The following is a 26,382-nucleotide window of genomic DNA, read 5'->3' as shown; positions in this document are numbered from 1 at the left end:
TGCTACCCAATTTAGTGTTTCCTAAAAATAATTGTTCGTAAAGTTCTATGAGAAAATTTTTAGCAGGCACCTGGTTTCTCTTGTTATTGTTCTGTTTTCCTGTTATAGCGCAGAACGTAACAGTTAGCGGCCAGGTTACTTCATCAGACGACGGCTCAGCCCTTCCGGGGGTGAGCGTGCAGGTAAAAGGCACAACACGCGGTACGACTACCGATGCCGATGGTAATTATCGGATAAGTGCTCCAGCGGATAGTCGGTTGGTTTTTAGCTTTATTGGCTATGCGTCACAGGAGACAGTTGTCGGCAATAAGTCGACGATTTCGGTTCGTCTGGCCCCGGATGTGGCTAATCTGGACGAGGTTATCGTGACGACTTTCGGCACAGCCAAGCGCGCTTCGTTTACGGGTTCCGCGGGTACTATCTCCACTTCCCAAATTCAGAATCGCCCGATCACGAACATTGGTCAGGCGCTGTCCGGTGCCGTTTCGGGGGTGCAGACTACGGCCGGCAGCGGACAACCCGGTACGGCACCCGAGATTCGTATCCGCGGTTTTGGCTCAATCTCTTCGGGAAATGATCCGCTGTATGTGGTAGATGGTATTCCCTACTCGGGCTCCATTGCCAACATCAGTCCGAATGATATTGAGAGCATCTCTGTCCTGAAAGATGCGTCATCAACGGCACTGTACGGTGCCCGGGCGGCCAATGGTGTGGTGGTTGTGACTACGAAAAAGGGCGCAAAAGATCGCAGCACGATTAACGTCCGCTACACGAAAGGCTTAAGTACCCGCGGGCTTCCCGAATATGAGCGGGTAGGCGTTGATCAGTATTATCCGCTGATGTGGGAAATGTACCGGAACAGCCTGGCGTACCGGGCCACGAACCCCATAGCGCTGACCCCGGCCAACCAGGATGCGACGAACCGTTTGATTAGTCTGGTGGGCTACAATGTTTATAACGTTCCGGACAACCAGGTCGTTGACGTCAATGGTCAGATGAACCCAAATGCGCAGCTTAAATTTTCGCTTGATGATCTGAACTGGGAAAAGCCAATCATGCGCCAGGGTAACCGGGATGAACTGAACGTAAGCTTCGCCGGTGGGCAGAACAAGTCCGATTATTTCCTGTCGATGTCGTACCTGAATGATAAAGGCTACCTGCTCCGCTCCGATTATGAGCGTTATACGGGCCGGCTCAACATCAATTCTCAGATGAAACCCTGGTTCAGAACCGGTGCCAATCTGGCGGCAACGATTACAAAGTCAAATCAGGCCGATGCGGGCAGCAGCACTGCTTTTGTTAACCCCTTCTATTTCTCCCGGAATATTGGCCCAATCTACCCGGTTTGTGCCTACGATCCGGCTAACCCGGGCCAGTTTCTGACGTTGCCGGACGGTAGCCGACGCTGGGATTTTGGCAACCTGACCGCCCTGGGCCTACCGGCACGGCCTGCTTTTGGCGGTCGCCATTCGGTTGCGGAAACGCTTCTGAATCAGAACTATTTCCGGCGTAACGTCTTGAGTGCCCGTGGCTACGCAGAGATTTCGTTCCTGAAGGATTTCAAATTCACGACTAACCTCGGTACCGATATCACGAATTATAACGGGTATACGTTTGGGAACCCTCATGTAGGTGACGGCGCTCCGGCGGGACGCGCTTCGCACGAATTCCAGAATATCACCAGCTATAATCTCAACCAGTTGCTGAACTACAGCAAGGGGTTTGGTGATCACAACTTCGATGTGCTGCTGGGTCATGAAAACTTCCAGGTTGGTGATAACAACCTAACCGGGTCGCGTTCGCAGCAGATTCTGGATGGTAACTACGAGCTGGTCAACTTCACCACGACCACAAACCTGTCTTCGGTTGCGTTTTCGCGCCGTATAGAAGGCTACTTCTCGCGGATCAACTACGATTACGATCAGAAATACTTTGCATCGTTCTCGGTGCGTCGCGATGGTTCGAGTAAGTTCTTCCGCGATACCCGCTGGGGTACGTTCTACTCCGTTAGTGGTGCCTGGCGTTTAGATCAGGAGGATTTCCTGCGGTCAATTCCAACAATCAATTCGCTGAAGCTAAGAGCCTCCTACGGTCAGACCGGTAACGATGGCGGGGGCAACACGGGGCAGGACGCTCAGGACAACACGATCAGCTATTATGCGTGGCAGCCGCTGTACAACCTGGGCTGGAACAACGCAATGGAGGCCGGGATTCTGCAGTCCAGCCTGGGCAACCAGAATCTGGAATGGGAATCGAGCAACTCGTTCGACGCGGCCCTGGAGTTCAGTCTGTTCAAAGGTCGGGTATCGGGTACGTTTGAATATTTTGACCGTCGATCCTCCAACCTGATTTTTGCCGTTCCCCTGCCTTTATCATCGGGAATATCGACCGTTACCCGCAACATCGGCACGATGTATAACCGGGGCGTTGAGGTCGAGCTGGGTATTGAACCCGTTCGTACGCAGAATTTTACCTGGCGCATTGATCTGAATGCTACCCGGTTAAAGAACCAGATTACGAAGATGCCGGACGAGAACCCCGAGATTATCGACGGAACCAAGAAACTTGCCGTTGGTCGGTCTATTTATGATTACTGGCTCCGGGAATACAAGGGCGTTAACCCGACAACGGGCGAAACTCAGTACCGGGCAGCCAGCTACGTACCAGCCAACTCATACATCACGGAATCGGGTGACACGCTGACAACCAGCGTCAACAACGCGCGCTATCAGTATAACGGAACCTCTATTCCAGCTCTGTCGGGTGGTATTACCAACACGCTTCGCTACAAAGGCCTGTCTCTCTCAGCGCTGATTGTGTATCAGATCGGCGGTAAAACCTACGACGGAGCGTATGCTTCGCTGATGAGTTCCGGGGGTTACGGTAACGCAAAACACGTGGATATTCTGCAGCGTTGGCAGAAACCCGGCGACATCACCGACGTACCCCGCATGGACGCTGGCCGGACCTCAGATTTTGATGCTGCTTCGGACCGGTGGCTTATCGACGCCAGTTATCTTAACTTCCGTTCGGTAACGCTCTCCTACTCGCTGCCAAATGTGCTGGCTCGCAAACTATTCCTGGAGAACGCCCAGGTATACGTCAGCGGGGAAAACTTTTTAATTCTGTCCCGTCGTCAGGGCATGAATGTTCAGCAGAACTTCACCGGGGTTACCAGTAACGTATTCAGCCCGGCCAAGAGCCTGGTTCTGGGGGTTTCCTTTTCACTCTAAGCTTCAGACAACTCATGAAATTTAAATTGTTAACAATGCTCCTGGCGATAGGCGTGCTCACCACCGCCTGCGAAAAGGAATTCCTGGAAACGTCGCCAACCGGTAGCGTTGATGCAGGATCGGCCTATGCCACCACTAAAAACGCAACGGCAGCCCTTAACGGCATTTACCGGGCCATGATCGTGCGGTATCTGGGTTCTCAGGGCCATTTCGGGCATCCGGCAATGATGATTATTGTGGATGTTCTGGGTGAGGACGTAATTATACCGAACACGGCCAACACCTGGCACCTGCCCGAAACCCGCTGGCAGGCGCACCGCTCAGAAACATCAACGGGCGATCAGTTACCTTATGAATTATACTATCGGCTGATTGGCAATGCAAATATTGCAATTACCAGTATCGATAATGCTGCGGGTACTCAAGCTGAGCGGAATCAGATTAAGGGCGAGGCATTGGGCTTACGGGCTTTCTCGTATTTCAATCTTGTGCAGTTATATGGTAAGCGGTACGACGCTGCCACCAGGCCTAACAGCCAGCTCGGTGTGCCTCTGGTGCTGACGCCAACGACCGAAGGCCTGCCCCGCGCAACCGTTGAGGATGTGTATACCCAGATCAACAAAGATCTGGCCGAGGCTGCCACCTTGCTTACGTCGAGCCGCAGCTATAAATCGCACATCAATCTTGAGGTGATTAAAGGTTTACAGGCACGCGTGGCGCTAACCCAGCAGAGCTGGGCCGATGCAGCTAAGTTTGCGGCTGAAGCGCGTAAAGGATATACGCCCATGACCACTGCCCAGTATCAGGATGGGTTTTCGGACATCAGCAATCCCGAATGGATGTGGGGCTTTGATCACCTTGAAGATCAGTCCGAGTATTTTGGCGCGTACCACTCGTATATCTCGGCCAACTTTAACTCCACCAACATCCGCGTAGATCCAAAGGTCATTAACAGCAAGCTGTATGACCAGATTCCGACTACGGATGTCCGGTCGAAGATGTGGGTTAAAACCCCAACGACTACAAATTCGATTGTACCGACGGGCGGAGTACGGGTCCCTTACATGACCCAGAAATTCCGGTTGCCGGGTACGCCTTCGACCAGTACCATGGGTGATATTCCTTACATGCGGGCGGCCGAGATGTATCTGATCGAAGCCGAAGCGCTGGCTCGTCAGGGTAAGGATGCCGAAGCTGCCGGAGTGCTGTTTGATCTGGTCAGTAAGCGCGACCCGTCTTACGTTAAGTCAACCAAAACGGGTACGCAGCTTCTGGAGGAGATTTCCTTTAATCGCCGGGTTGAGTTATGGGGTGAGGGCTTCCGGTTTACGGATCTGAAGCGAACCAACCAGCCCCTGAACCGGAACGGCGCTAATGTCAGCTCTGCCGTTGCCGTGCTCTTCGACGTACCGGCTGGTGATAAACAGTGGGAGTTTCTGATTCCACGCCGTGAGATCAATGCCAACAAAGCAATCGTTCAGAATCCGCTGTAAGTAGTAACTCTCTTCTGCCGGGTTATACGCGCCCAACCAGTCAGCTGGTTGGGCGCGCTGTTATTTGGGGGCAATGCGTAGTCTGGACAGATCCGCTCCCTCACTCTCCCGGGCTAGGCAATCCCCTGGAAGCTACCCTTACCCACCCTCCGAAATATTCAATTTTGATTGTTTATACAACTAATCAGTAATCCCGATTGAATCCCAAATAATATAGGGCTTACCGGATTGATAGTTTACTTTATGAACAGTAGTCGGCTTTGCTTACCAATGAGAATTATATTTTACGTAACATTTTGGTTAAGATTCGAGTATTGTAAAAATTATCTTGTAACCAGCGTATCAGTTGTTCCTTCTACACAGTATATTTGTCTCCCATTTTATTTTTTTAATGTAGTTTTAATTTCACCTCACAAATGCGCAAAATTTTATTGGGTAGCTGGCTGCTTACGTTACTCTTCTGTTTGCCCGTGCTGGCACAGGAAGTATCAGTAAGTGGCCGCGTCACTTCATCAGATGATGGCTCCGCTCTGCCGGGTGTGAGCATCCAGGTAAAAGGTACTACCCGTGGAGCAACGACTGATGCTCAGGGAAACTACCGCCTTAGTGTGCCAGCCAATGCCCGGCTGGTGTTCAGTTACATCGGTTTTGGCACCCAGGAAATTCCTGTGGGTAACCAGTCAACTATTAACGTAACCTTGTCCAGTGGTACGCAGAGCCTCGACGAAATCGTTGTTACTGCGCAGGGTATCGAGCGCGACAAGCGGTCGCTGGGTTATTCGACGCAGGAAATAGGTGGTGGTCTGATCGCGCAGCGTTCGGAGCCTAACCTGCTCAACGCACTGCAGGGTAAACTAGCCGGGGTAAACATTTCGGGGCAAAGTGGCGCGCCGGGTGCTTCAACCAACATCAACATTCGCGGCATCACGTCCTTTAACGGTTCGAACCAGCCCTTGATCGTGGTGGATGGTATTATCTTCAGCAACGACGTAAACATTACGGGTAATACCCTGTTCCAGTCGCAGTCGGCTAACCGCCTGGCTGACGTTAACCCCGAAAGCATTGAGTCGATCAACGTTCTGAAAGGACCCGCTGCGGCTGTGCTGTACGGATCGCGCGCATCGGCCGGAGCTATTATCATCACGACGAAGAACGGCCGGGGCCAGAACAACAAAACGGAAGTAACGATTACGTCGTCCTATAACGTGCAGAACGTGTATGGTCTGCCGCGTTTCCAGAACGATTACGGTCAGGGAACGAACAACCTGTTTGTTAACAACACTACCAACTCCTGGGGCCCGCCGTTTGTGGGTGGTCCTACGTCGGTAACCAACCTGCAGGGGCAATCGCGTCCGTATCAGGCGTATCCGAACAACGTGCAGGATTTTTACCGGCAGGGCACTATTCTGCAGAACACGGCGAGTATTGCCGGTGGTGACGCTGCCCGTAACTTCAATATCTCGCTCAGCAACACCAGCCAGCAGGGTATTACGCCAAACTCGAAGTTTGGCCGGACCAACGTCCAGCTGGGCGGTGAAACCAAGCTGAACAATGGCCTGCGGATTACCGGAACCGGTACGTATGTGCAGACCATCCAGCGGGGTGCAGCCCTGGGTAACGGCGGTAGCGCTTACGGTCAGCTGACCCGGATTCCGCGTAGCTACGACCTGCCCAACGAGCCTTACCAGGATGCCAACGGTCAGAGCATTTATTTCCTGACGACGTCAAACAACCCGAACTGGGCGCTTTATAACACAACGCTCAACAGTCAGGTAGACCGTTTCTTCGGTAACTTCACGGTGGGCTACGACGTAACCAAATGGCTGAACGTAACGTACCGCGTAACGGGTGATACCTATACCGATCGCCGGAAAGCGGTCAACAGCATTGGGGCTGCCCGCGCTCCGCAGGGCGAAGTCATCCAGGACAACTTCTTCCGCTCTGAATTGAACGGTGACCTGCTCATCAACGCCAAGACGGACCGGTTCTTCCTGGACGGCCTGACGGCCAACCTGTTGCTCGGTAACAACATTAATCAGCGCAAAACGCAGAATGCAACGGTATATGGCGCATCGCTGACCATTCCGGGTTTCGAGAACGTATCGAACGCGTCGGTATTCACCAGTTCGGGCGAATCGTCTACGCTGCGCCGACTGGTTGGTTACTACGCGCAGGCTTCGTTTGCCTATAATAACTACCTGTTCCTGGAACTGACGGGCCGCGCTGACCAGTCGTCTACGCTTCCCAAATCCAGCAGCACATATTTTTATCCGTCGGCTTCGGTTAGCTTCGTTCCAACCGACGCCTTCAAGGTCCAGTCGGACGTTCTTTCGTACGCCAAAGTACGGGCCAGCCTTGCCCGGGTAGGCCGCGATGCCGATCCGTACCTGCTAAACTCGGTATTCGTCACGTCGAGCTATGGTAATAACCTGGCCAGTGTTCAGTTCCCGATTTCAATTGGCGGCAACAGCATTCCGGGTTTTGGTATCAGCACCCGGATTGGCAATAATGGCCTGACGCCTGAATTCGTTACATCTTCGGAAGTTGGTTTGAACCTGGGCTTTTTCAACAACCGGTTGAGCCTGGACGCTGCCTACTTCTTCACACGGTCAACGAACCAGATTTTCAACGTAGCCGTATCGCCATCGTCGGGTTACGATACCCGCACGACCAACGTGGGTGAGCTGCAGAACCGCGGTGTTGAGCTTGTTCTGTCGGCTACACCAGTCCGCGTTAACGGCTTCAAGTGGGATATCAACCTGAACTTTACCCGCATCCGGAACAAAGTTATTTCGATTGCACCGGGTGTTAAGCAGTCGGGCATCACCGGAAACGGCTTCATTGGTATTACCTCGTCAATCGTGGAAGGCCAGCCCTATGGCGTCATTGTCAGCTCGGCCTACCCGCGTGTGCAGAATACCGACCCCAAGGGTCTGTACTATGACGCAACCGGCCAAAACGTTGGTCAGTATGTAATCAACCCAACAACGGGTCAATTTGCGCCGACGCTTGCGGGTCAGGTTATCTCGAACCCGAACCCGAACTACACGGCCGGTCTGACGAACACGTTCTCCTACAAAGGTCTGACCCTGTCGGCGCTGGTCGACGTACGTCAGGGCGGACAGCTGTACTCATTCGGTGCTGTCGATTACCGGAGCGCAGGTTCGCTGTACGTAACGGGCATCGACCGCGATCAGCCGCGGATTCTGCCGGGCGTTATTCAGAATTCGGACGGTTCGTTCCGGCCGAACAACATCCAGCTGCCGGCACAAACCTACTGGCAGGGTCTGGGTGGTCTGGCTTCAGAGGCAGCTGTATTCGACGCTACGGTTTACCGGCTGCGCGAAGTAGCGCTGAACTATACTCTGCCCAAAACGCTGTTAGGCAAGACCCCGTTTGGTCAGATCTCGGTGGGTGTCAGCGGCCGGAACCTGTACTTCTTTGCACCGGGCTACTATGCTGATCCGGAGGTAAATACCCAGGGAGCTGGTAACATTCAGGGCTTAGACCTGAACGGTCCGCCGAATACGCGTAACTATGGCGCGAACGTTCGGCTTACTTTCTAATTCTTTTTATTCCGAGACAATTCAATGAAAATCATATTCAGAAGAGCGGTCCTGATGCTGCCATTGGTGGGTGTCCTGGGCAGTTGCACAAACTTCTTAGACGTTAACGTAACGCCTAATAACCCGACGTCGGTACCACCGTCGGTGTTGTTGCCGTCGTCGGAGATCGGAACGGCGTTTGCCAGTGCAAACGAGATCAACCGGTTTACATCCACGATCATGCAGCAGATAGCGGGTGCTGCCAACAGCCCGGCCACGTATGACATCTACTCGACTACCGGTGCCGATTTTGGCAACCAGTGGCGCTTTGAACTGTATGGTGGCTCGCTGGTCAATTACCAGAAGGTTATTGACATCGCATCAGCCTCGAACTCGCCGGCCTATACGGGTATCGCCAAAATCATGAAGGCATACACGTTTTCGATGGCAACCGATATTTGGGGGGATGTTCCTTACTCGCAGGCCTTACAGGGTGAAGCCTTCCCGCAGCCGCGCGTAGACAAGCAGGAGGATATCTACAAAGGCAACCAGTCGCTGCAAATTCAGAGCCTGTTTGATCTGGTGCGCGAAGGTCTGGCCGATCTGGATAAAACCTCGGCAACCAAACCTGGTAACGATGATGTTATCTTCAAAGGTGATCTGAACAAGTGGCGCCGGGCAGGAAATACAATGCTGCTGAAATTCGCCAACACCATCAGCCGCAAAGAGCCAGCCTTAGCTAAACAGATTATCGATCAGGTTATTGCAAGCGGTAACTTCATTACGTCGAACGCCGATGATCTTAACGTATTCTTTGGCGCTTCGGTCGGTAGCCGCGATCCGCGTTATGAGTATACCAACGTGAGCTCGTTTAAAGACGACATTCTGCTGAGCACTCGGTACCTGAACCTGCTTCAGGGCCTGAATGACCCTCGCTTGCCAGTTTTCTTTACGAAACCAGCTGCGAACTACGTTACCTGGGATAACGGCCAGCGCGGTACGCTGCCATCGCCAACGTCCTCCTGGTCGCGTTATAATGCCTACGTAACGGGGGCGAACGGTGAAGGACCGGTACGGCTGATCACGAACTTCCAGCGCGCGTTTATCCTGGCGGAATCCGCACTGGTGCTGGGCACCGCTGGCGATCCGCAGGCGCTGTACACGGAAGGCATCCGGGCATCGATGACGCTGGCAGGTCAGACCGCAGCTCAGATCGACGCTTATCTGGCAGCCAATCCGAAAGTAGCTATCCTGAGCGGCTCGACGCAGGAGAAACTTGCGCAGATTATCACGCAGAAGTATATCGCCTTCACGGGCAATGGACTTGAATTGTGGAATGACTGGCGTCGGACGGGTTACCCAACCCAGCAGCCCGCTCAGAACGCGGCCGGTGTCGACGCAACACGTCCGGTTCGGGCGGTATATGTAACGTTCGAGAATGAGCGTAACCCCAACTTCCCCAACCCAGCTCCGCAATCAAACGTAAAGGTTTGGTGGGATGTTGATTAATGTCATTCTGATTTTTATTCAAGCAAACGCATGAAACTGACAATCATAAAAGGCTTTCTGCTGGCAACGTTGGCCATTTGCAACATTGCCTGCGAAGATGATCTGCAATACGGTCCGCTGGTTCGCGATAATCGCCCCGCAGTGCCCGTAACCTTCCCCGGCGCTACAACCTATGGCGGTAACCCCTACATAGAGGTTTCTACAGCAGCCGGTGGTGCTATTAAGTTCACACTCTCGATTCCAAGCAGCTCGGGTCGGACCATCAAGGAGATCACCAAAGTAGCCGCTGGCGCTACGGCCATCAACGCCGGATCGCTGAATACGACGGCAGCGCTGATTACGGCTACGCCTATCCCGGCTTCGGGCACAACGGCTACATTTGAAACCACGCTGGCAGCATTCAGAGCCAAGTATCCGGCGGTGAACGTAACGCCAACCGGCAATCCCCTGTCGCCCCGCGAGATTGCGTTCATCTTTCTGGTCACGCTGGACGACGGCACTCAGATTGTAACGCAGCAAGTGCGGGCCCGCATCTTGGCTTAGTTTCGTACAATTATTTAAAAAGGCCCTCCGATGCATCGGAGGGCCTTTTTTGCCTTTTTGACCACCAGAACGGCGTTTACAGCGAATATATCTACATAAATTTTTCTTGAATTTCTTGCTTTGTTTATATGGCTTCTCGTGCCGACGGCCATATATTTGCCCCCATTTAGTGAAATTCACTTCTTATTCTTAACTCAATTCATTTATGCACAAAATTTTATTAGGGAGCTGGTTGCTTGCGCTGCTTTTCTGTGTGCCGGTTCTGGCGCAGGATATAGCCGTGAGTGGCCGCGTCACTTCATCAGACGATGGCTCCGCTCTGCCGGGCGTGAGCGTACAGGTAAAAGGAACAAACCGGGGTACGACTACCGATGCCAATGGCACGTACCGGGTAAACGTTCCGGCCAACGGTCGCTTAGTGTTTAGCTTTATTGGCTTCACAAGCCAGGAAGTAGCCGTTGGTAATCGCAGTACCGTTAACATAGCGATGACGGGCGATGCGCAGCAACTGAGTGAGATTGTTGTGATTGGCTATGGAACCCAATCCCGCCAGGATGCCACCGGCAGTATTTCCTCAGTGAAAGGAGCCGCCATTGCCGAAACACCCATTCAAAGCTTTGAGTCTGGTCTGGCCGGTCGTTCGGCGGGGGTTCAGATCACCGTTCCCAATGGCGTAGTCAACAACCCGCCCGTATTCCGGATTAGGGGAACAAACTCTATCTCGCTAAGCTCGTATCCGCTGGTTGTTGTCGACGGTGTGCCTACCTACACGGGCGATCAGGGCGCAACTAACGCACCTACCAACCCGCTGGCCAGCATTAACCCCAGCGATATTGAAAGTATCGACATTGCCAAAGACGCAGCCGCTACGGCCATTTACGGCAGCCGCGCGGCCAATGGGGTTGTGTTTGTTACGACCAAACGCGGTAAGAGCGGCAAAGCCCGGATCAGCTACGACGGTTGGTATGGTATTTCAAACCCGTACCGTCTGCCCGAAATGCTGAACGCCAGCCAGTACGTCACGTTCAAATCAATGGCCGCTGCCAATAACCCCGCCACAGCCAGTACCGTTAAGTTTACGCAGACAAACGACGCGAACGGCAACCCGATTAATACCCGCTGGTATGATTACGTATACCGGCAAGCCATGTCGCACAGTCATAACCTTAACGTATCGGGCGGCAGCGAGAACACGAACTACTATTTTTCGGCCGGTTATACGTCCCAGCAGGGCGTCATTCGGAAAAATGATTTCAAGCGAATCAACACCTTGCTCAATATCGATAGTAAAGTGAGCCGCCTGTTCAGCATCGGCGGTAAACTGTCGTTTTCAAACGAACAGAACTTTGCGGCTGCTTCGTCGGGTTCGTTGAGTGGCGAAGCCTTTAACACGAGCGGTCTGGGCCGTATTGGTCTGGTGCTGCCGCCAATTCTGCCTGCTTATAATAACGACGGGTCGTACAACGTAAACGGATCGGCCATTGGGTTTGCCAACAATATCACCGGTACATCTATTTCGTATCCGAACCCAATTCCGTCCCTAGATCTCAACCGGTCGAACAGCGAGAATAACCACATCCAGTCGAACGCCTACGTGCAGCTCAAGCCGCTGGAATGGATCACGCTCAGAAGCCAGTTTGGTATTGACTATCTGCTGATTGACAACGACATCTTCCAGGCGCCGATTACGAGCGAAGGATACAGCAGCAATGGATATGCCGCAGCTATCTCCAGCAAGAATAAACTATGGCTGTGGACCAATACGGCTCAGTTTACGCGGTCGTTCGGCGGAGCCCATAACTTCGATTTGTTACTGGGTCAGGAACAACAGCGCAGAACCTATCAGTCGTACGGCCTGAATCGTCAGACGTTATCCGACCCGGCTTACACGGTAATTCAGGCCGGGTTTACCACCACAAACACGTCGGGCCTGGGTTACGGAGAGAACTATCTGCTATCGGCTTTCGGTCGTCTGAACTACAATTTCAAAGAAAAATACCTGCTCAGCGGTAATATTCGCCAGGACGAGTACTCGGCGCTGGGCGAGAAGAAAGGTATTTTCTACGGCGCTTCGGCAGGCTGGGAGATCACCCGCGAAAACTTCTGGTCGACCGCCAAACTGAACAACGTGTTTAGCAGCTTCAAGATTCGGGGAAGCTACGGCAAAGTGGGTAACATCGGCGGCATCGGCGACTATACGCCTTACTCGACCTATGCGTCGGGTCTGTATGGTGGCGTCTCAACGCTGTATTTCTCGGTGGTGGGTAACCCTGGCCTGCGCTGGGAAACCAGTACCAAAACGGATTTTGGCTTGAACTTTGGTTTACTCAACGATCGGATCACGGGTGAGGTGGCGCTGTATAAAAACGACATCGATAACCTCATTCTAAACGTAGCACAGGCTCCTTCCACGGGTATTCCGGGGACTATTTCCGGCGTTGCTTACCCCCCTCAGAACATCGGCACGATGTATAACAAAGGGCTGGAACTTTCGCTGAACGCGCGCATTCTGAACAAAAAATCGCTTCAGTGGTCATCGAACTTCAACATTACATTCAACAAGAATGAAGTCACTTCGCTGGCCCCAGGTCTGTCCTCGCTTCAGACGGGCACATCGGGTCTGGAAACGGTGAACCAAACCCAGCCTGGTTATCCCCTGGGCTATTTGTGGGTCGTTCGCACGAACGGAGTTGATCTGGCAACGGGGAAGCGGATTTTCGTAAACTCTGCTGGTCAGAACGTGTATTACCAGTATTATGCACCAGCCGGGCAGTTTAACTACTCGACCACGCCGGATGGCAAAACCCGCTACGTTAACGCGACCGGCGGTACAGCCATTACGCAGGCCGCCGACGGAGTCATGTATGCCAACACGATTCCGAAGATATACGGTGGTTTTGACAACAATTTCAAGTTCGGGCCGTTCGATCTGGGCGTTCTGCTGACCTATCAGTTAGGCTTCAACGTGTATTATGGCACCAATGCAGGGCTGCATGATCAGCGTTTCTGGAACAACGCGACCGACGTACTGACCGACGCCTGGATGAAAGAAGGCGATACGGGCAAGAAATACGCCAAGCCGCTGTTTAACGACAACGTTTCGAATGGCTCCGCTTTTCCGCTGGATATCAATGTATTTAAAGGGGATTTCCTGAAACTACGGACGGTTTCGCTGGGCTATACCCTACCGGCCTCTTTACTATCGCGGGCCAAGATTAGCAGCCTGCGTTTATACGTGACCGGTCAGAACCTGGCTATCGTTACAAAATACCCCGGCCCCGATCCGGAAGTTTCGTCGAATGGTAACGCGACCAGCGGGCAGGGCGTTGACCGCAACACTGTGCCGAACGCGCGCACCGTTACGTTTGGTCTGAAAGTCGGCTTTTAATTCTAACTGAAAAACTTCTGATGAATAAGTATATAAAATACGCAGCTGTATGTAGTCTGCTGCCCATTGGAATTGGCTTAAGCTCCTGCAACCGGGACTTGCTGACGCCAATTCCGCAAACGTCCGTGTCGGATGCCTCTGCATTCAGCACAACCAACCGAATCCAGACGCAGCTTTTGTCGCTCTACGGCGCTTTGAAAGAGGGTAACTTCTATGGTGGTCGCTTCGTCGTATATGGCGACATTCGGGGTGAAGAGTTCATCAATGAAACCTCCAACCTGGTAACCGGTTCGGATGTATGGGGGCTGAACCCGACGAACAGCGCGACGGCGGTGCAGAACCTTTGGTATTATGCCTATCTGGCCATCAACAAGTGCAATATTTTTATTGATGGGATGGCCGCCGGTGGTTCAGCCATTGTGGGTGCGGATGCGGCTGCCCGGTACGTTGCTGAGGCAAAACTGATCCGGGGTCTGAGCTATTATAGCCTGCTCCAGTACTACGCCCGTCCGTATGCCGATGGCAATGGAAACAAACCCGGTGTGCCGTTACGGCTGAACGGTATCCAGAGCACTGGCCAGTCTGCACTCGCTCGCAGCACCGTAGCGGAGGTGTATACGCAGGTGTTGAAAGATCTGAACGAAGCCGAAGCAGGCCTGCCGGCATCCTACACGACGGCTTCGGACAATACGACCCGTGCGCACAAGAACACCGCCATTGCTCTGAAAACGCGGGTGTACCTGACGATGCAGAATTACGCCAGTGTCATTACCGAAGCCAATAAAATCGTGAGTGCCACGGCTCCGTTCAAAGCGCCAACGGGCGTTGCCCATCAGCTACAGCCCGATATTACCACGGTGTTTACGTCCTATGCAAATCCAGAATCTATATTCTCGATGCCGATGACCAGCACCACGGGCGATTTCCCGGGCACCCAAAATCAGCTTGCTTATTATTTTTCGCCAACGGCGGCTAATGGTGGCGTGGGCAATGGCGAGTATTCGCTGAATCCCAGAGGCATCATTGCCGAGCCAACCTGGACAGCAACGGATAAGCGCCGGTCGTTCATCAAGCAATCGGGTACGGGCACCAACGTAAAAAACTGGCTGATCAAATATAAAGCCCCCAGCCCTTATACGGACTGGGTTCCGGTCATCCGCTACGCCGAAGTACTGTTGAATCTGGCCGAAGCGAAAGTGCGCAGCACCAACACCGTTGACCCACAGGCGGTAGCGTTGCTGAGTGCCGTCCGGAACCGGTCGGATGCAGCTACTTCCTACACAACGGCCAGTTTTGCGACTCCAGCGGAGCTGATCAACGCAATTCTGCTGGAGCGTCGGATTGAGTTCCTGGGCGAAGGCTTACGTAACAATGATCTGGTCCGCCTGCTGCAGACGATCCCGGCCAAAGGAACGATTCCAGCCAAGGGGCCGAATGAGTCTGGCTACATCTGGCCAATCTCGGCCACGGAGCTGCAGCTGAACAATCTGGCAACCGATAACTAACTTATCAACGGTTGATCTGGTTACATAACCGGATTCATCAGCCTTAACTCGGCAAACGCCCCCAGGACCGTCCTGGGGGCGTTTTGTTCTATTGGATACTCCTTTTGTTCAATCCATGCCTGTTCATAAAAGATTTTTGACATATAGGTCATCCATATTTCCAATTGTATGCTTTAACCTACTCAACTACAGCCGGCTATAAACGCATAAACCCCGAGCGCTCTTGAGTCTGCCAAAGTTCAGCCTGAGTCCACGCCTTACCCTCCGCTTAGTAACTTCCGGCCCACCCCGCCCCACAAATGATTATTTTGCGTACTAAAGTCACCCTCAAGAGCGAGTTATCTTCCCGTGTACAGCAATTCTGGGTGGACCATATCCAACTTTTACCGTAATGTTGAACTCAAAGATTGCCGGTATTGGCTACTACGTTCCTGAACGGGTAGTGCCCAACGAGGAGATCGCCCCCTGGATGGACATTAATGGAGCCTGGATCGAGGAGCGAACGGGCATCCGCGAACGGCGATATGCGAAGATGGGCGAAGAAACATCGACGACAATGGGCGCAGTCGCTTCCCGAATTGCCATCGAGCGGGCGGGTATTACGCCCAACGAGATCGACTTCATCGTGTTTGCCACCATGAGCCCCGACTATCCGGTGCCGGGCTGCGGAGTGCTGCTTCAGCGCGAACTGGGAATCACCAACAGCGAGATTGGTGCGCTTGACATCCGCAACCAGTGTTCAGGATTCATTTACGCCCTATCGGTAGCGGATAAGTTTATCCGGACGGGAACCTACCGTAATATTCTCGTTGTGGCTGCCGAGCGGCAATCGTTCAACCTGGATTACACGCTGCGCGGGCGGGACTCAGCCATCATTTTTGCCGATGGGGCCGGCGCTGTTGTTATGCAGCCGACTGATAAGCCAGGTCAGGGAGTGTTAAGTACTCATTTGCATTCCGATGGAACAGACGCCGAAGAACTATCCGTTATCAACCCCGGCAGCCACGGCAATTATCATCTGAAAAAATATAAATCCCAGTATCTCGAATCTGAATACAACTTTATACAGCCCAACGACGGCCCATTTGAGGCCCAGTATATTTTTCCCGGCGTTTTCAAAGGGTATCTGGTCATTAAAAAAGCCTTCCAGAAATTTCCGGAGGTCATTCTGAAAGCCACCCGATCGAATGGTTACTCGCTCGATGACATTGACTTCTTTGTGATGCACCAGGCCAATCTGCGTATTCTGGAGTATGTACAGAAAAAGCTGAACCTGCCGGACGAAAAAATCTGGAACAACATTCAGCAGTACGGTAACACCACGGCGGCTTCGGTCCCCATTGCTTTATGCGAAGCCTGGGAAGCTGGCAAAATTAAGGAGGGTAGTCTGGTTTGCCTTTCGGCTTTTGGTAGCGGCTTCACGTGGGCGTCGGCACTGATTCGCTGGTAAGCTCGATCCTTCAACCATCCTAACTTCTTCTATGCAAGTCGGAGATACCTATAATTACCGATATCTGTTCACGCAGAGAGACGTTCAGGTTTTCGCCGAGGTTACCGGCGACGACAACCCTCTTCACCTTGACCCGGATTATGCGGCCCAGACTCCTTTCAAACGGCCTATTATGCACGGCATGTTGAGTGCCAGCGTGTTTGCCCGGGTATTCGGCCGAAACTTTGGAGGATCCGGAGGGGTCCATCTCACGCAGATGCTGGAGTTTGTGCGGCCCATGTATCCCGATCAGGAATACGAGGCCCGATTTGAGTGCAAAGCTATTGACACCAAACGTCATACGGCTGAGATTACCTGCTCGGTCATTGACCCAACCACTAACAAGACTACACTCCGGGGCACTGGCACGGTGTTCCATAAAGAAATGTTTGGGGGTAAGCAAGAATAGCATTGAGCGGTTAACCAGGCGCTGGACCAGCTGATATAAGAGCATTTCTTACGTCGGCTGGTCCAGCGCTTTTAAGTCAGATTGCCGAAAAAACCGATGATTGTGTAGTTTAGAGAAAAGTTACGTCGTTCCCGAATGAACTGCCGTCTGCCGTTGTGTCTGTCTACGTTTGGTATTTATTGTCTTTTATTACTCGTTTCATCCCTGTGCCCAGCGCAGGGATTGGTCCGGCAGCAGCCCCCGCGCGATTGGCCATATCTTGACCCGGCTGCCGATTCAGTGGCTGGCATCAGTCTCTACCGGGCCTATGAGCTGCTGAAAAACCGCCCCTCCACACCGGTTGTCGTTGGCGTGCTGGACTCAGGGGTCGATATCAGTCATGAAGACCTGCGCGAGGTTATCTGGGTGAACCCAAAGGAAATTCCCGGCAACGGCACTGACGATGACAAAAACGGCTATACCGATGATTTGAACGGCTGGAATTTCATGGGTGCTAAAGACGGCACGACCTATGAGTATGACCAGCCGGAGATTACGCAGACTTACATACTGCTGAAGCCTAAATACGATCAGGCCAATCGCAGCCGTCTGAATGCAACCGAACAGCGCCAGTATGATACATACCAGACGGCAAAGAAGCTGTTTTTGCAGCGCTACCAGGCTATTCAGCCCAAGCGTCTGGCCCTTGCCGATACCGCCCGCTTCTGGCAGATTGCCGCCCGGATTGAAGCACGGCTGGGCGACAACACGCCTACCGCCGTTGCAATTCGGAACCTGGAGCTTGGGGGTGATTCGGTAACCATAGCGGTTCGAAACCTGTTGGCAAATGCCTATAACCCGGCGTATGGTTCCTTCGCCAATTACACCAGACTCATCCGGGAAAACTGGCTTCGGTTTCGTCGGGCCATAGCTAGTGATGCTGACATTGCCTACAATCCGGATTACAATCCGCGAGCGACCGTTGGCGATAATCCGTCCGATCCGACTGAGCGCTTTTATGGCAGTCCTTCCATGCAGATTGGTCAGTCGAAAGAGCTGGCCATGCATGGCAGTCACGTAGCGGGTATAATAGGCGCTAAACGGAGCAACGGAGCTGGTATGGATGGCGTGGCCGACAATGTCCGGCTTATGGTGGTATCGGTCGTGCCCGCCCATGGTGATGAGCGCGATAAGGACGTAGCAAACGGAATTCGTTACGCCGTTGAAAACGGCGCTAAAGTCATTAACATGAGCTTTGGAAAACGTCTGTCGCCCTATAAGGAACAGGTTGATGCAGCCATTCGGTATGCCGAAGAACACGACGTTCTGATTGTTCATGCGGCTGGCAATAACGGCGAAAACTATGATTCGCTGCCGGCCTATCCATCAGCACGGTATGAAAATGGGCAGACGGCGCAGAACGTCATCGTGGTTGGCAACAATACCTGGCGCATCAACGACGGACTGCCCAACCGCTCGTCGAACTACGGCCCGCAAACGGTGGATCTGTTTGCGCCGGGCACTGAGATTTTATCCACCATTCCAAACAACCAGTACGCCAGCTTTTCGGGCACGAGTATGGCCGCTCCCCATACGGCGGGTGTAGCGGCTTTGCTCCGCTCCTACTTCCCCACGCTGACGGCCGCACAGGTTAAAGCGATTCTCCTCAAAAGCAGTTATAAACCCCGGCTTACGGTCCGGAAACCGGGGCGGGGCAATCAGGTACCCTTTAAGAGCCTGAGCCGCTCAGGTGGTTTGCTGAACGCCTACGAAGCCGTCAAGATGGCTCTGGAGCAATAGGTGGGCCGAGTTTTACCACTCGACCTCCCGCTTGTCGTGCCAGAACTTACCTGTCTCTACCTGGGACGCATCCGTTGCCAGCCAGACAATCGTTTCAGCACCCTGCTCAACGGGCCTACTGGCATGGGGTCCCCCCATATCGGTACGCACCCAGCCCGGATCGACGCAGTTAACGGCAATCTTTTCGTTTTTCAGAGCGCCCGCAAACTGCCGGGTTACGGCGTTCAGGGCAGTTTTTGAAATACTGTAGGCTGGCGCGTAGGTATCCATGCTGGCCAGTGATCCGGCTCCGCTCGATACATTAATAATCCGCCCACCAATTACGCTCTTTTGTAAAAACGGCAGAAAATCCTGGATAACCATGATCGGCCCGCTGACGTTGGCTTTAAACGTCCGGTCGAGCATCTCAGGATTTAATTTGAGAATATCCTCACCATGATCTTCCAGAACGCCTGCATTGTTGATCAGCACGTCCAGATGATCGGCTTTCTGGGAGAAGGTACCGCAGGCATTTTTGATGCTGACCGGGTCCGTTACGTCGAGCTGGATAAAGGTCGATTCGTATCCCTGCTGACATAATTCTTCCGACGCAGCTCGGCCTTTCGCCATATCGCGGGCCCCGATAAATACGGCAAAACCGCGGGCGGCCAGTTGGCGGGCCACTTCTTTGCCGATACCTTTATTAGCCCCCGTGATGAGGGCCGTTCGCTGGTGTTCAGTTTTCATGATACACTACTTACTTTCTCAGGTGGTAAAATGTTTAGGCAAATCAACCGTATGCTCAACCCAGCTGCCGTTTCCTCATTGGTGTTACAGGATTTAGTACCTTTCCGACTAATCTTACAGTATAATCGAATTTTCAATGAAACCCCTGTACGCACTGTTAACTGGCTACCTATGTTTATCGGGCGTGGCGTGGGCGCAAAGCCAGCCAGCCACTTCGCCTAAATCTTCTACGGTAACATCAACAACCACTGCGACTTCAACTTCGTCGGCTGTTCGCCCGGCCACTCCTCAGGCATCAACGCCCGTAGCGGCCGCCACCCCTGCTTCAGCCGCTTCCTCGACAAACCGACGCCAGGAGTTATACGATCAGTACCATGGCGTTTCAAAGAAGTCAACCCCCGCCCGAACGACCACAACGCCGGTGTCGAGTCCGCCTACTCGCCTTCAGACGGCTACGAACACGCCCAGACCAGTACCGATCTCCACGCCGGTGGCAACCGCCCGGCCACTTAGTCCGGCTACAGCCAACGGAGAGAATTCCAACATCCGGATTGGGGTTCGGGGCGGGCTGACCTATCCCATTTATTTTGAAAAGATAACGGGAAGAGACCCCGCCCCAGACTTCGTTGCCGGGGTGGTTTTTCAGTTTGGGAAAGGAACGCTGTCATTCCAGCCAGAGATCAATTATAACCGGCTGAGCACGAAAATAACCGGATTTGGCATCCGCAATCTCAAAGCCTCGGCCGACCAGTTTATCGTACCGCTGTTTCTCAAAATATCCTCCGGGTCCATGACCGGCCATCGCTTCTTTGTGAACGTTGGCCCGTATGCCTCCTATTTATCCAGCGTAAGTCTCAACGGGTTGAATCAGTCGCTGGACAGCATTGACAACCGCTTCAGTTTCGGAGCCGCAGCGGGCGTTGGAGGCATGATTAAGGTTGGTCCCGGCCACGTAACCGTTGAGGTGCGCGGCCTATACGTTCTTGGCGACAACGCCGGCAGTACTCGCTTTGGTGACGCGAACCTGATCAATTCAGAAGCTACGCTGGGGTACGTATTCCCGCTGGGCGGCAACTAAATGAATTCTCATAGAGTGGGTTATAGAATGGCGGTGGCTTCTGGCTGCCGCCATTTTTGTTTCCTAGACAAACGGCAGGCTCTTTTCCCAAAGCCATTTTGCCTTTTCGTCGGTAACATCCTGATTGTGCGTCCGTTTGAGCTGGCTATCGGCAAAATATCCGCCGTTATTACGTCCGCCGATGGACTTAAGCGGAGCCGACGCCAGAAAAACGGTCGTCTGCGCTCCTTTTTCGGGCGTACGCATGAGGGGGCCGGCCAGCGAAAAAACCTTACCCAGAAAGCCCGGCGTGTCGGCGCCAAAGTTGGTTCGCACCGCTCCCGGATGCACGGAGTAGGCCGTAATCCCCGTTCCAGCCGTCTGTTTGGCTAATTCTTTAGCAAACAGCAGATTCGCCAGTTTATCATCGCAATACGCCGATAGCAGCGATAGATCATCAATCCGCCGAAAGAACCTCACCGCCCTACCGCCCAGGTAAGCCCCCGACGACAGACTGATTACGCGGGCGTCACCAGTTGCAGTTCCGGCTGCTTTCAGGGCGTCCATCAGGTGATGAGTCAGAACAAAATGCCCAACGTGGCTGGCATAGAAAGACTTTTCCACTCCAGGCCATGCCTTGCCCTCGGTAACAAATTCAATTTTGGCGGGCGTGTACCCTGCATTGTTGATCAGCACATCCAGTTTAGGATATTTTGCCCTGACCTGCTCAGCTACCTGACGTACCGAATCCAGATTAGCCAGATCGGCTGTAACCAGATCTACCTCAACCGCGGGATTTGCTTTTTTCACTTCGGCCTGCGCAGCGCGGCCCTTTTGTTCATTTCGGCACAGCAGAATCAGGTCAAACGACCGTTGGGCCAGCGCCCTGGCGGTAGCGAGTCCCAGACCGGAGTTAGCGCCTGTAATAAGGGCAGTTTTGGTTCCCATGCATTTTGTTTGTTAATGAATAAAAGCAGGAGATACTGCTTTTATTCTCCAACTTCAGCCATCCACTTTGGTTTAAAATCTGGTTCAGTAATCCGTTACGCTCTGGGTATAAACACGTAATAGAGGCTGTTGTAGCTATGGTAGCTTAGGGAGAAAAGCCGGGCTGCCAACATGGTAGGCGTCCTAACAAAATAGGCCACTGGATATCCAGTGGCCTATCGATGAATTATCAATTCATAATCAGGCGCCAAACGCCGGAGCAAATTCATTCTGTGCAAACTCTTCCAGTTTGACTTTCCCGTAGGAAGGCTTATTCAGAAAGAAATCGCCCTGCATACGACCATTGCGAATCGACTTGCCCATTTTCGTATAAGCCGAAGCCATTTCGTCGTTCAGACCTGCCTGCAGCATCCCCTCTTTTGTTTGCTCATCCGTGAACACGACCCAGGGCGTTGCGGGCTTACCAATAGCCGCCCCCAGCACCTGAGCAATTTCGGCGCCCGTTCGTTCGTCGCTGGCAATGTAACGCACTTGATGTCCCGTAAAATCCAGATTCAGCAGTTCCTGCAGGGCTACGTCGGCAATGTCGCTGGTATGCGTTAGGACAACCGGATCATCGCCAAAGTTGCTGCCCATAATACCCGCCCCCTTCACCAGATCAATCTGACTGAACAGATTATACATGAAGTAGGATGGACGCAGAAATTTGCTATTTAGCCCCGGTACCTTCGTCAGTTTCTGCTCGGCATCATATAGCCCGTCAACCGGTCCCGTACCTTCGCCCAGATCAGCACCAATACTGCTCAGCAGGACGGCAAATCGAATATCATTTGCCTCAATAGCCGCTACGTAATTGTCTATGATCCGATTCTGAAAAGCCCGCCAGCCCGTTACGCCCCATTTGCCTGGAATCAGCAGGTAAACCGCGTCAGCATCGGCAAACGCCTGCTTCAGAAAGTCAGCGTCTTCTACGCTGCCAACGGCCGGCTGCGCGCCGAGCGCTTCAATGGCCGCTGCATTCTCGGGTTTGGTGGTCACGACGGTGACCGTATGGCCAGCTTTAACTAAACCTTCGGTAATGGGTTTTCCGGTGTGGCCAATGGAGCCGGTAATAACATAATGCATAGTTATCTGAATTTCTGGATAGTTCTCTTCTGCATTGGATTTAATCCATACAGATTAACACCCAGGGTATTAAATTAGGAAAAGAGGTTTAAAAAAGTAGTTTCCAGCCATTAAAGAACATGTCCTCGCCGGGCTTACCCGACCACGTATGACGGGGCGCGTCCTCAGCTTCGGTAATGCCGTCTTCTTTTTGTTTCACAAGAGCTGTAATACCTTCTTTAGCCAGCGACCGGCAAATTCCTTTTGTTGTGGCATCTCCTTTGCCAATCAGCAATCCAATGGTTTCGTTGTCAGTCTTCATAGCTCACCTCCCTTTACTTGCTTGCACATGCAATAAAATACTTAAAAAAACTGGCGCTATTCCTCCAAAGCCTGAGCGGCTTTAAACACTTGCGCTGTCAGTTGGCAGACGTTTTCTTCGCCAATGGCTTTAGAATATCGCTCCCCCACCCGATTCCAGGCCTCAGCAATGGCAGGGCGTATCGCTTCGCCTTCGTCGGTGGGGAAAATGAGGGTCTTTTTCCCTTCTGATTCCCGCCGAACGAGCTTTTTCAATTCCAGTTTTTCAACCAGCCGGGTAATGGTGGACGGCGTCAGATAGAGCGTGTCGCTTAACTGCGTCGGCGATATTCCGGGCTGATCAACTACTTCGCAGAGCAGATAAGCATGCGAATAGGATAACCCGAAACGCCCGAACTCCGAGTCCCCGATCAGTGTGATCGCCCGCGCCAGCGCGTTTGCCGAAAACAACAAACAGGCACTGAACCGTGTCACCTCTTTTTCGCAACCGATTTTCTCTACGTTCATAGCTCTTACCTCATTGGTGATACAAAGATACGCTAATTATATTTGTATGTGCAAGCAATATTTTAAAAATGTAGGGAATCCTTAAAAATCCCCTACTGTTCCTTACTTGAGTGGTAAATGTACTTCGGCCATCATGCAGCGGGCCGAGCCGCCCCCATTTCCTTCAATCATCGACAGATCGAAATGAACCAGAGTCGCGTAATCGTCTAACTGATCGATCTGTTTCGGCGTCAATGATTTGAACGCGCGGGTAGACATAACCAGCAGTTTCTGCCCTTTCCGGGTCTGCACCTGAAGCATGTTTCCGGCAAAGCAGGCCATCTGGTCCAGCGTGATGTCAATAATTCGTTTGTTAAGCCCCTCCAGTTCCTGCCGCACCATAAGCCGTTCGTCGGGGTCGGCAATGGCCGACAGGCAAACAACCGCGAACGTATCGCCAATGCACATCAGCACGTTCGTATGGTATATGGCCTTACCGGCCGCATCGGTAGCATAGAACGAAATCGTTCGGTAACCAGTCTTTCGACTAAACTCCGCCAGGACGTCGGGGTGTGTTCGGGGCGACAAGCAGGCAAAGGCCACACGGTGCATCCGATCCAGCACCATACTGCCCGTGCCTTCCAGAAACTTACCCTCCTGTTCAAAATGGGTCAGGTCAATAACCCGGGCTACGTGAAAGCGCTCAGCGAGGTCGTTCACAATATCGGGCCGGCGTTCGAGCCGCCGGTTTTCGGCCTGCATGGGATAGAGCACGACCGTCCCGCTGGCGTGAAACGACACCCAGTTGTTCGGAAAGATAGAATCAGGCGTGTAGGGGTCCGCCGTATCGTCATAGACCAGCACATCGACTCCGATCGCCTGAAGCTGACGGACCATTTCGTCGAATTCCCGCCGGGCGTCTTCCTGGGCTACACCCTTCGTTTGCGCGGCCAGTTTTATATCCTGAAACGCGTTCGATTCCGCTGTTTGCTCGTTGAACCCGAAGTTGACGGGCCGGATCATCAGAATGCGGGAGGTAGCTTGCGATTGCATAGGTGTATTTGTCGAGTAGTCAAATTTCAGGCAAATTACCACCAAAACCCGGATTAAGGCAACCCGGCCCGGCCTGCTCCGGGCGGAAAAGTCGGTTGCTGACCGGGCCGGATCACTTAAATTTCTTCCCGCAGCAGGGGCAGGCTCATGCAGTGCGACCCACCCCGCGCCCGGCTCAGTTCGGCGGAGGGCAGCATAATAAACGTATTTTCAATTGTTTCGGGCGACGACTCGCCCCGCTCGAAACGGAGTAACAGGTTCGCAGCCGGTACGACCTCAAACCCGGCCTCGCGGAACGCTTCGGCAGTTTTTTCGTTACGATCGTAGCCAATCACGACCCCATCTTTCAGCGCTAGCAGGTTGCAGGAGTCCGTCCATTGTTCCCGCGCTCCAAACGGAAACTCCCCGTTTCCCGAATAGATAAACTGAACGGGTTCGGTAGCGCCCAGATCATTCTTGCTGATATCGGTCAGCAAATCTTCAAGATTGTCGATTTCAATGGGTTTATGCTCCAGCCCTTTAATGAACTGCAGAATCTTCAGTTCTTCCGACAAATCCTTCGGCGCAAAAAAATGCAGCACATCGCGCTTTTTAGCTTCATCGCCGGTGCGGGCCAGCGACCCCAGCAGCACCCAAACGTTCCGTTTCACCTGCGTAAAAATCGTGTCGATGTGCATATAATCCCGCTTCTTAGGGATTTTAATAATGGTCACGGTATCGACCAGGTTCTTGCTGAAGACAATCCGCATCACCTGCTGAGCCGCGTAGAGCGTAGTCCGTTCGCTGACGCCGATCATCAGATGGCGTTTGGCAATCATCATAACGTCGCCCCCTTCGAGCGTCGAGCGGGTTACGTCGTGGTTTGCATCTGAATCGGGCAGCAAAAACGCGTATTCATTATCGGGTATTTCAATGATCTTGTTACGATAGTCGGCAAACAGCTTATGATTAAAGAAGATGTACTGCGCCAGCAGGGCCTCGCGGGTTCGGGCCAGTTTGGCAGGTTTGTTAAGCAGGATATGGTCGTTGATAACGATACCAATGTCGCGCGTGAAGATGAAGTTCGGTAGGGGCGAGAAAAGCATGGTCCGGTCGGGTAACGAGCCGGAAATCATAATCTTTGCCAGTTCGACCGGATCGTATTCATTCAGCTGCTGCTGGGTGCGGAACGACGTCCGTTCGATACCGCAGATTGCCGCAATCATGCGGGTACGAATCACTTCATCGGCCAGAATATCCGACAGCAGACATTGAATATCGATAACCTTGTCGGAGCCAAAATACTCGGCATGATCCGGCTTAAAAAAGGCACGATCATCATCCGGCCCGAGTTTATCAATCTGTCCGCGCACTTTGTCGGGGTCCAGAAAATACAGCAGAATCTTTACGTAATAATCGTACTCATCCCGGCGCATCATGTCCAGGTGAACGATGTCTTCAAACAGCCAGTCCTGGGCTTTTGAGGGCACTACTTTGCCCAGGCCCCGGTCGGGACTGTGGATCAGCAACCGCCGGAGCGTACCAATTTCAGAGGAAACATTAATTTGTTGAGTGGGTGTTGAAACGAGCTTTTCCGCAGTGGCCGCTTCGGCGGCTGCGGTATCTTTTCCATTTTTCATGCAAACGAAGCCCTCCCGCGTTTAGTCAGGATTGCTGTCTGCAAGGTACAGGTTTGCGCTATGAAAAGGAAACCGGCCCTATTCGTGGCTACCCTCCGCCAGCCGAGTGAATTTCTCTCCCTGTTTTAACTCTACCATAGCCGTTGAAGGGTTGACAGAAAGCCTGTTTATCGGC

The 26,382-nt window shown here is 52.8% G+C and carries 18 protein-coding genes; 11 read left to right on the top strand and 7 right to left on the bottom strand.

Going from position 1 to position 26,382, the window contains the following annotated elements:
- Nucleotides 1–47: 47 nt before the first annotated feature.
- The 10 genes from HNV11_RS04195 (at nucleotide 48) to HNV11_RS04150 (ending at nucleotide 18,893) form a co-directional block, all read left to right on the top strand.
- A complete protein-coding gene (locus HNV11_RS04195) occupies nucleotides 48–3,233 on the top strand; it encodes a SusC/RagA family TonB-linked outer membrane protein (RefSeq protein ID WP_171738469.1) in 3,186 nt (1,061 codons plus the stop codon).
- Between the two features lie 14 nt (nucleotides 3,234–3,247).
- The gene (locus HNV11_RS04190) at nucleotides 3,248–4,726 is read left to right on the top strand and encodes a RagB/SusD family nutrient uptake outer membrane protein (protein WP_171738468.1); all 1,479 of its coding nucleotides are present in this window, start codon (nucleotides 3,248–3,250) and stop codon (nucleotides 4,724–4,726) included.
- A 416-nt stretch (nucleotides 4,727–5,142) separates the two neighbouring features.
- On the top strand, nucleotides 5,143–8,292 hold the full coding sequence (locus HNV11_RS04185) for a SusC/RagA family TonB-linked outer membrane protein (protein ID WP_171738467.1): 3,150 nt from the start codon (nucleotides 5,143–5,145) through the stop codon (nucleotides 8,290–8,292).
- Nucleotides 8,293–8,316: 24 nt separating this feature from the next.
- A complete protein-coding gene (locus HNV11_RS04180) occupies nucleotides 8,317–9,780 on the top strand; it encodes a SusD/RagB family nutrient-binding outer membrane lipoprotein (protein WP_171738466.1) in 1,464 nt (487 codons plus the stop codon).
- A gap of 30 nt (nucleotides 9,781–9,810) precedes the next feature.
- Nucleotides 9,811–10,323, top strand: a complete 513-nt coding sequence (locus HNV11_RS04175; protein WP_171738465.1) for a hypothetical protein — start codon at nucleotides 9,811–9,813, stop codon at nucleotides 10,321–10,323.
- Between the two features lie 205 nt (nucleotides 10,324–10,528).
- Nucleotides 10,529–13,711, top strand: coding sequence for a SusC/RagA family TonB-linked outer membrane protein (locus HNV11_RS04170; protein ID WP_171738464.1), 3,183 nt, complete (start codon nucleotides 10,529–10,531; stop codon nucleotides 13,709–13,711).
- A 20-nt stretch (nucleotides 13,712–13,731) separates the two neighbouring features.
- Nucleotides 13,732–15,216, top strand: coding sequence for a RagB/SusD family nutrient uptake outer membrane protein (locus HNV11_RS04165; RefSeq protein WP_171738463.1), 1,485 nt, complete (start codon nucleotides 13,732–13,734; stop codon nucleotides 15,214–15,216).
- A gap of 391 nt (nucleotides 15,217–15,607) precedes the next feature.
- Entirely contained in the window at nucleotides 15,608–16,666 is a 1,059-nt protein-coding gene (locus HNV11_RS04160) for a 3-oxoacyl-ACP synthase III family protein (RefSeq protein WP_171738462.1), read from the top strand.
- A gap of 31 nt (nucleotides 16,667–16,697) precedes the next feature.
- Nucleotides 16,698–17,114: a MaoC family dehydratase gene (locus HNV11_RS04155; RefSeq protein ID WP_171738461.1), complete on the top strand. Its 417-nt coding sequence runs from the start codon at nucleotides 16,698–16,700 to the stop codon at nucleotides 17,112–17,114.
- 135 nt (nucleotides 17,115–17,249) lie between these two features.
- Complete coding sequence (locus HNV11_RS04150) at nucleotides 17,250–18,893, top strand: S8 family serine peptidase (protein ID WP_171738460.1); 1,644 nt, start codon at nucleotides 17,250–17,252, stop codon at nucleotides 18,891–18,893.
- A gap of 12 nt (nucleotides 18,894–18,905) precedes the next feature.
- On the opposite strand, the gene HNV11_RS04145 is transcribed toward HNV11_RS04150, so the two are convergent.
- Nucleotides 18,906–19,619 (bottom strand): SDR family oxidoreductase, encoded by a 714-nt coding sequence (locus HNV11_RS04145; protein ID WP_171738459.1) that lies wholly within the window; start codon nucleotides 19,617–19,619, stop codon nucleotides 18,906–18,908.
- A gap of 136 nt (nucleotides 19,620–19,755) precedes the next feature.
- On the opposite strand from HNV11_RS04145, the gene HNV11_RS04140 reads away from it, so the two are divergent.
- Complete coding sequence (locus HNV11_RS04140) at nucleotides 19,756–20,697, top strand: porin family protein (RefSeq protein ID WP_171738458.1); 942 nt, start codon at nucleotides 19,756–19,758, stop codon at nucleotides 20,695–20,697.
- 63 nt (nucleotides 20,698–20,760) lie between these two features.
- Here HNV11_RS04140 and HNV11_RS04135 read toward each other — a convergent pair whose 3' ends face one another.
- From HNV11_RS04135 to HNV11_RS04110, 6 genes are all read right to left on the bottom strand, one after another.
- Complete coding sequence (locus tag HNV11_RS04135) at nucleotides 20,761–21,624, bottom strand: SDR family NAD(P)-dependent oxidoreductase (protein ID WP_171738457.1); 864 nt, start codon at nucleotides 21,622–21,624, stop codon at nucleotides 20,761–20,763.
- Nucleotides 21,625–21,864: 240 nt separating this feature from the next.
- Entirely contained in the window at nucleotides 21,865–22,749 is an 885-nt protein-coding gene (locus HNV11_RS04130) for an NAD(P)H-binding protein (RefSeq protein WP_171738456.1), read from the bottom strand.
- 88 nt (nucleotides 22,750–22,837) lie between these two features.
- On the bottom strand, nucleotides 22,838–23,050 hold the full coding sequence (locus HNV11_RS04125) for a hypothetical protein (RefSeq protein ID WP_171738455.1): 213 nt from the start codon (nucleotides 23,048–23,050) through the stop codon (nucleotides 22,838–22,840).
- A gap of 56 nt (nucleotides 23,051–23,106) precedes the next feature.
- Entirely contained in the window at nucleotides 23,107–23,556 is a 450-nt protein-coding gene (locus tag HNV11_RS04120) for a MarR family winged helix-turn-helix transcriptional regulator (RefSeq protein ID WP_171738454.1), read from the bottom strand.
- 102 nt (nucleotides 23,557–23,658) lie between these two features.
- Nucleotides 23,659–24,588: a citrulline utilization hydrolase CtlX gene (gene ctlX / locus HNV11_RS04115; protein WP_171738453.1), complete on the bottom strand. Its 930-nt coding sequence runs from the start codon at nucleotides 24,586–24,588 to the stop codon at nucleotides 23,659–23,661.
- Nucleotides 24,589–24,704: 116 nt separating this feature from the next.
- On the bottom strand, nucleotides 24,705–26,207 hold the full coding sequence (locus HNV11_RS04110; protein WP_171738452.1) for an arginine deiminase family protein: 1,503 nt from the start codon (nucleotides 26,205–26,207) through the stop codon (nucleotides 24,705–24,707).
- Between the last annotated feature and the right edge of the window lie 175 nt (nucleotides 26,208–26,382).

This window comes from Spirosoma taeanense (assembly GCF_013127955.1).
In the GTDB taxonomy this organism is placed as follows: domain Bacteria; phylum Bacteroidota; class Bacteroidia; order Cytophagales; family Spirosomataceae; genus Spirosoma; species Spirosoma taeanense.
The sequence above is the reverse complement of the archived record's forward strand: the minus strand, read 5'-3'. Positions and strand labels throughout refer to the sequence as shown.

Excerpts from the sequence above, each read along its gene's own strand:
- HNV11_RS04135 (WP_171738457.1), bottom strand. The coding sequence starts at position 21,624 with ATGGGAACCAAAACTGCCCTTATTACAGGCGCTAACTCCGGTCTGGGA.
- HNV11_RS04155 (WP_171738461.1), top strand. The coding sequence starts at position 16,698 with ATGCAAGTCGGAGATACCTATAATTACCGATATCTGTTCACGCAGAGA.
- HNV11_RS04160 (WP_171738462.1), top strand. The coding sequence starts at position 15,608 with ATGTTGAACTCAAAGATTGCCGGTATTGGCTACTACGTTCCTGAACGG.
- HNV11_RS04185 (WP_171738467.1), top strand. The coding sequence starts at position 5,143 with ATGCGCAAAATTTTATTGGGTAGCTGGCTGCTTACGTTACTCTTCTGT.
- ctlX (WP_171738453.1), bottom strand. The coding sequence starts at position 24,588 with ATGCAATCGCAAGCTACCTCCCGCATTCTGATGATCCGGCCCGTCAAC.
- HNV11_RS04150 (WP_171738460.1), top strand. The coding sequence starts at position 17,250 with ATGAACTGCCGTCTGCCGTTGTGTCTGTCTACGTTTGGTATTTATTGT.
- HNV11_RS04125 (WP_171738455.1), bottom strand. The coding sequence starts at position 23,050 with ATGAAGACTGACAACGAAACCATTGGATTGCTGATTGGCAAAGGAGAT.
- HNV11_RS04110 (WP_171738452.1), bottom strand. The coding sequence starts at position 26,207 with ATGAAAAATGGAAAAGATACCGCAGCCGCCGAAGCGGCCACTGCGGAA.
- HNV11_RS04175 (WP_171738465.1), top strand. The coding sequence starts at position 9,811 with ATGAAACTGACAATCATAAAAGGCTTTCTGCTGGCAACGTTGGCCATT.
- HNV11_RS04190 (WP_171738468.1), top strand. The coding sequence starts at position 3,248 with ATGAAATTTAAATTGTTAACAATGCTCCTGGCGATAGGCGTGCTCACC.
- HNV11_RS04130 (WP_171738456.1), bottom strand. The coding sequence starts at position 22,749 with ATGCATTATGTTATTACCGGCTCCATTGGCCACACCGGAAAACCCATT.
- HNV11_RS04140 (WP_171738458.1), top strand. The coding sequence starts at position 19,756 with ATGAAACCCCTGTACGCACTGTTAACTGGCTACCTATGTTTATCGGGC.
- HNV11_RS04180 (WP_171738466.1), top strand. The coding sequence starts at position 8,317 with ATGAAAATCATATTCAGAAGAGCGGTCCTGATGCTGCCATTGGTGGGT.
- HNV11_RS04145 (WP_171738459.1), bottom strand. The coding sequence starts at position 19,619 with ATGAAAACTGAACACCAGCGAACGGCCCTCATCACGGGGGCTAATAAA.
- HNV11_RS04195 (WP_171738469.1), top strand. The coding sequence starts at position 48 with ATGAGAAAATTTTTAGCAGGCACCTGGTTTCTCTTGTTATTGTTCTGT.
- HNV11_RS04170 (WP_171738464.1), top strand. The coding sequence starts at position 10,529 with ATGCACAAAATTTTATTAGGGAGCTGGTTGCTTGCGCTGCTTTTCTGT.
- HNV11_RS04165 (WP_171738463.1), top strand. The coding sequence starts at position 13,732 with ATGAATAAGTATATAAAATACGCAGCTGTATGTAGTCTGCTGCCCATT.
- HNV11_RS04120 (WP_171738454.1), bottom strand. The coding sequence starts at position 23,556 with ATGAACGTAGAGAAAATCGGTTGCGAAAAAGAGGTGACACGGTTCAGT.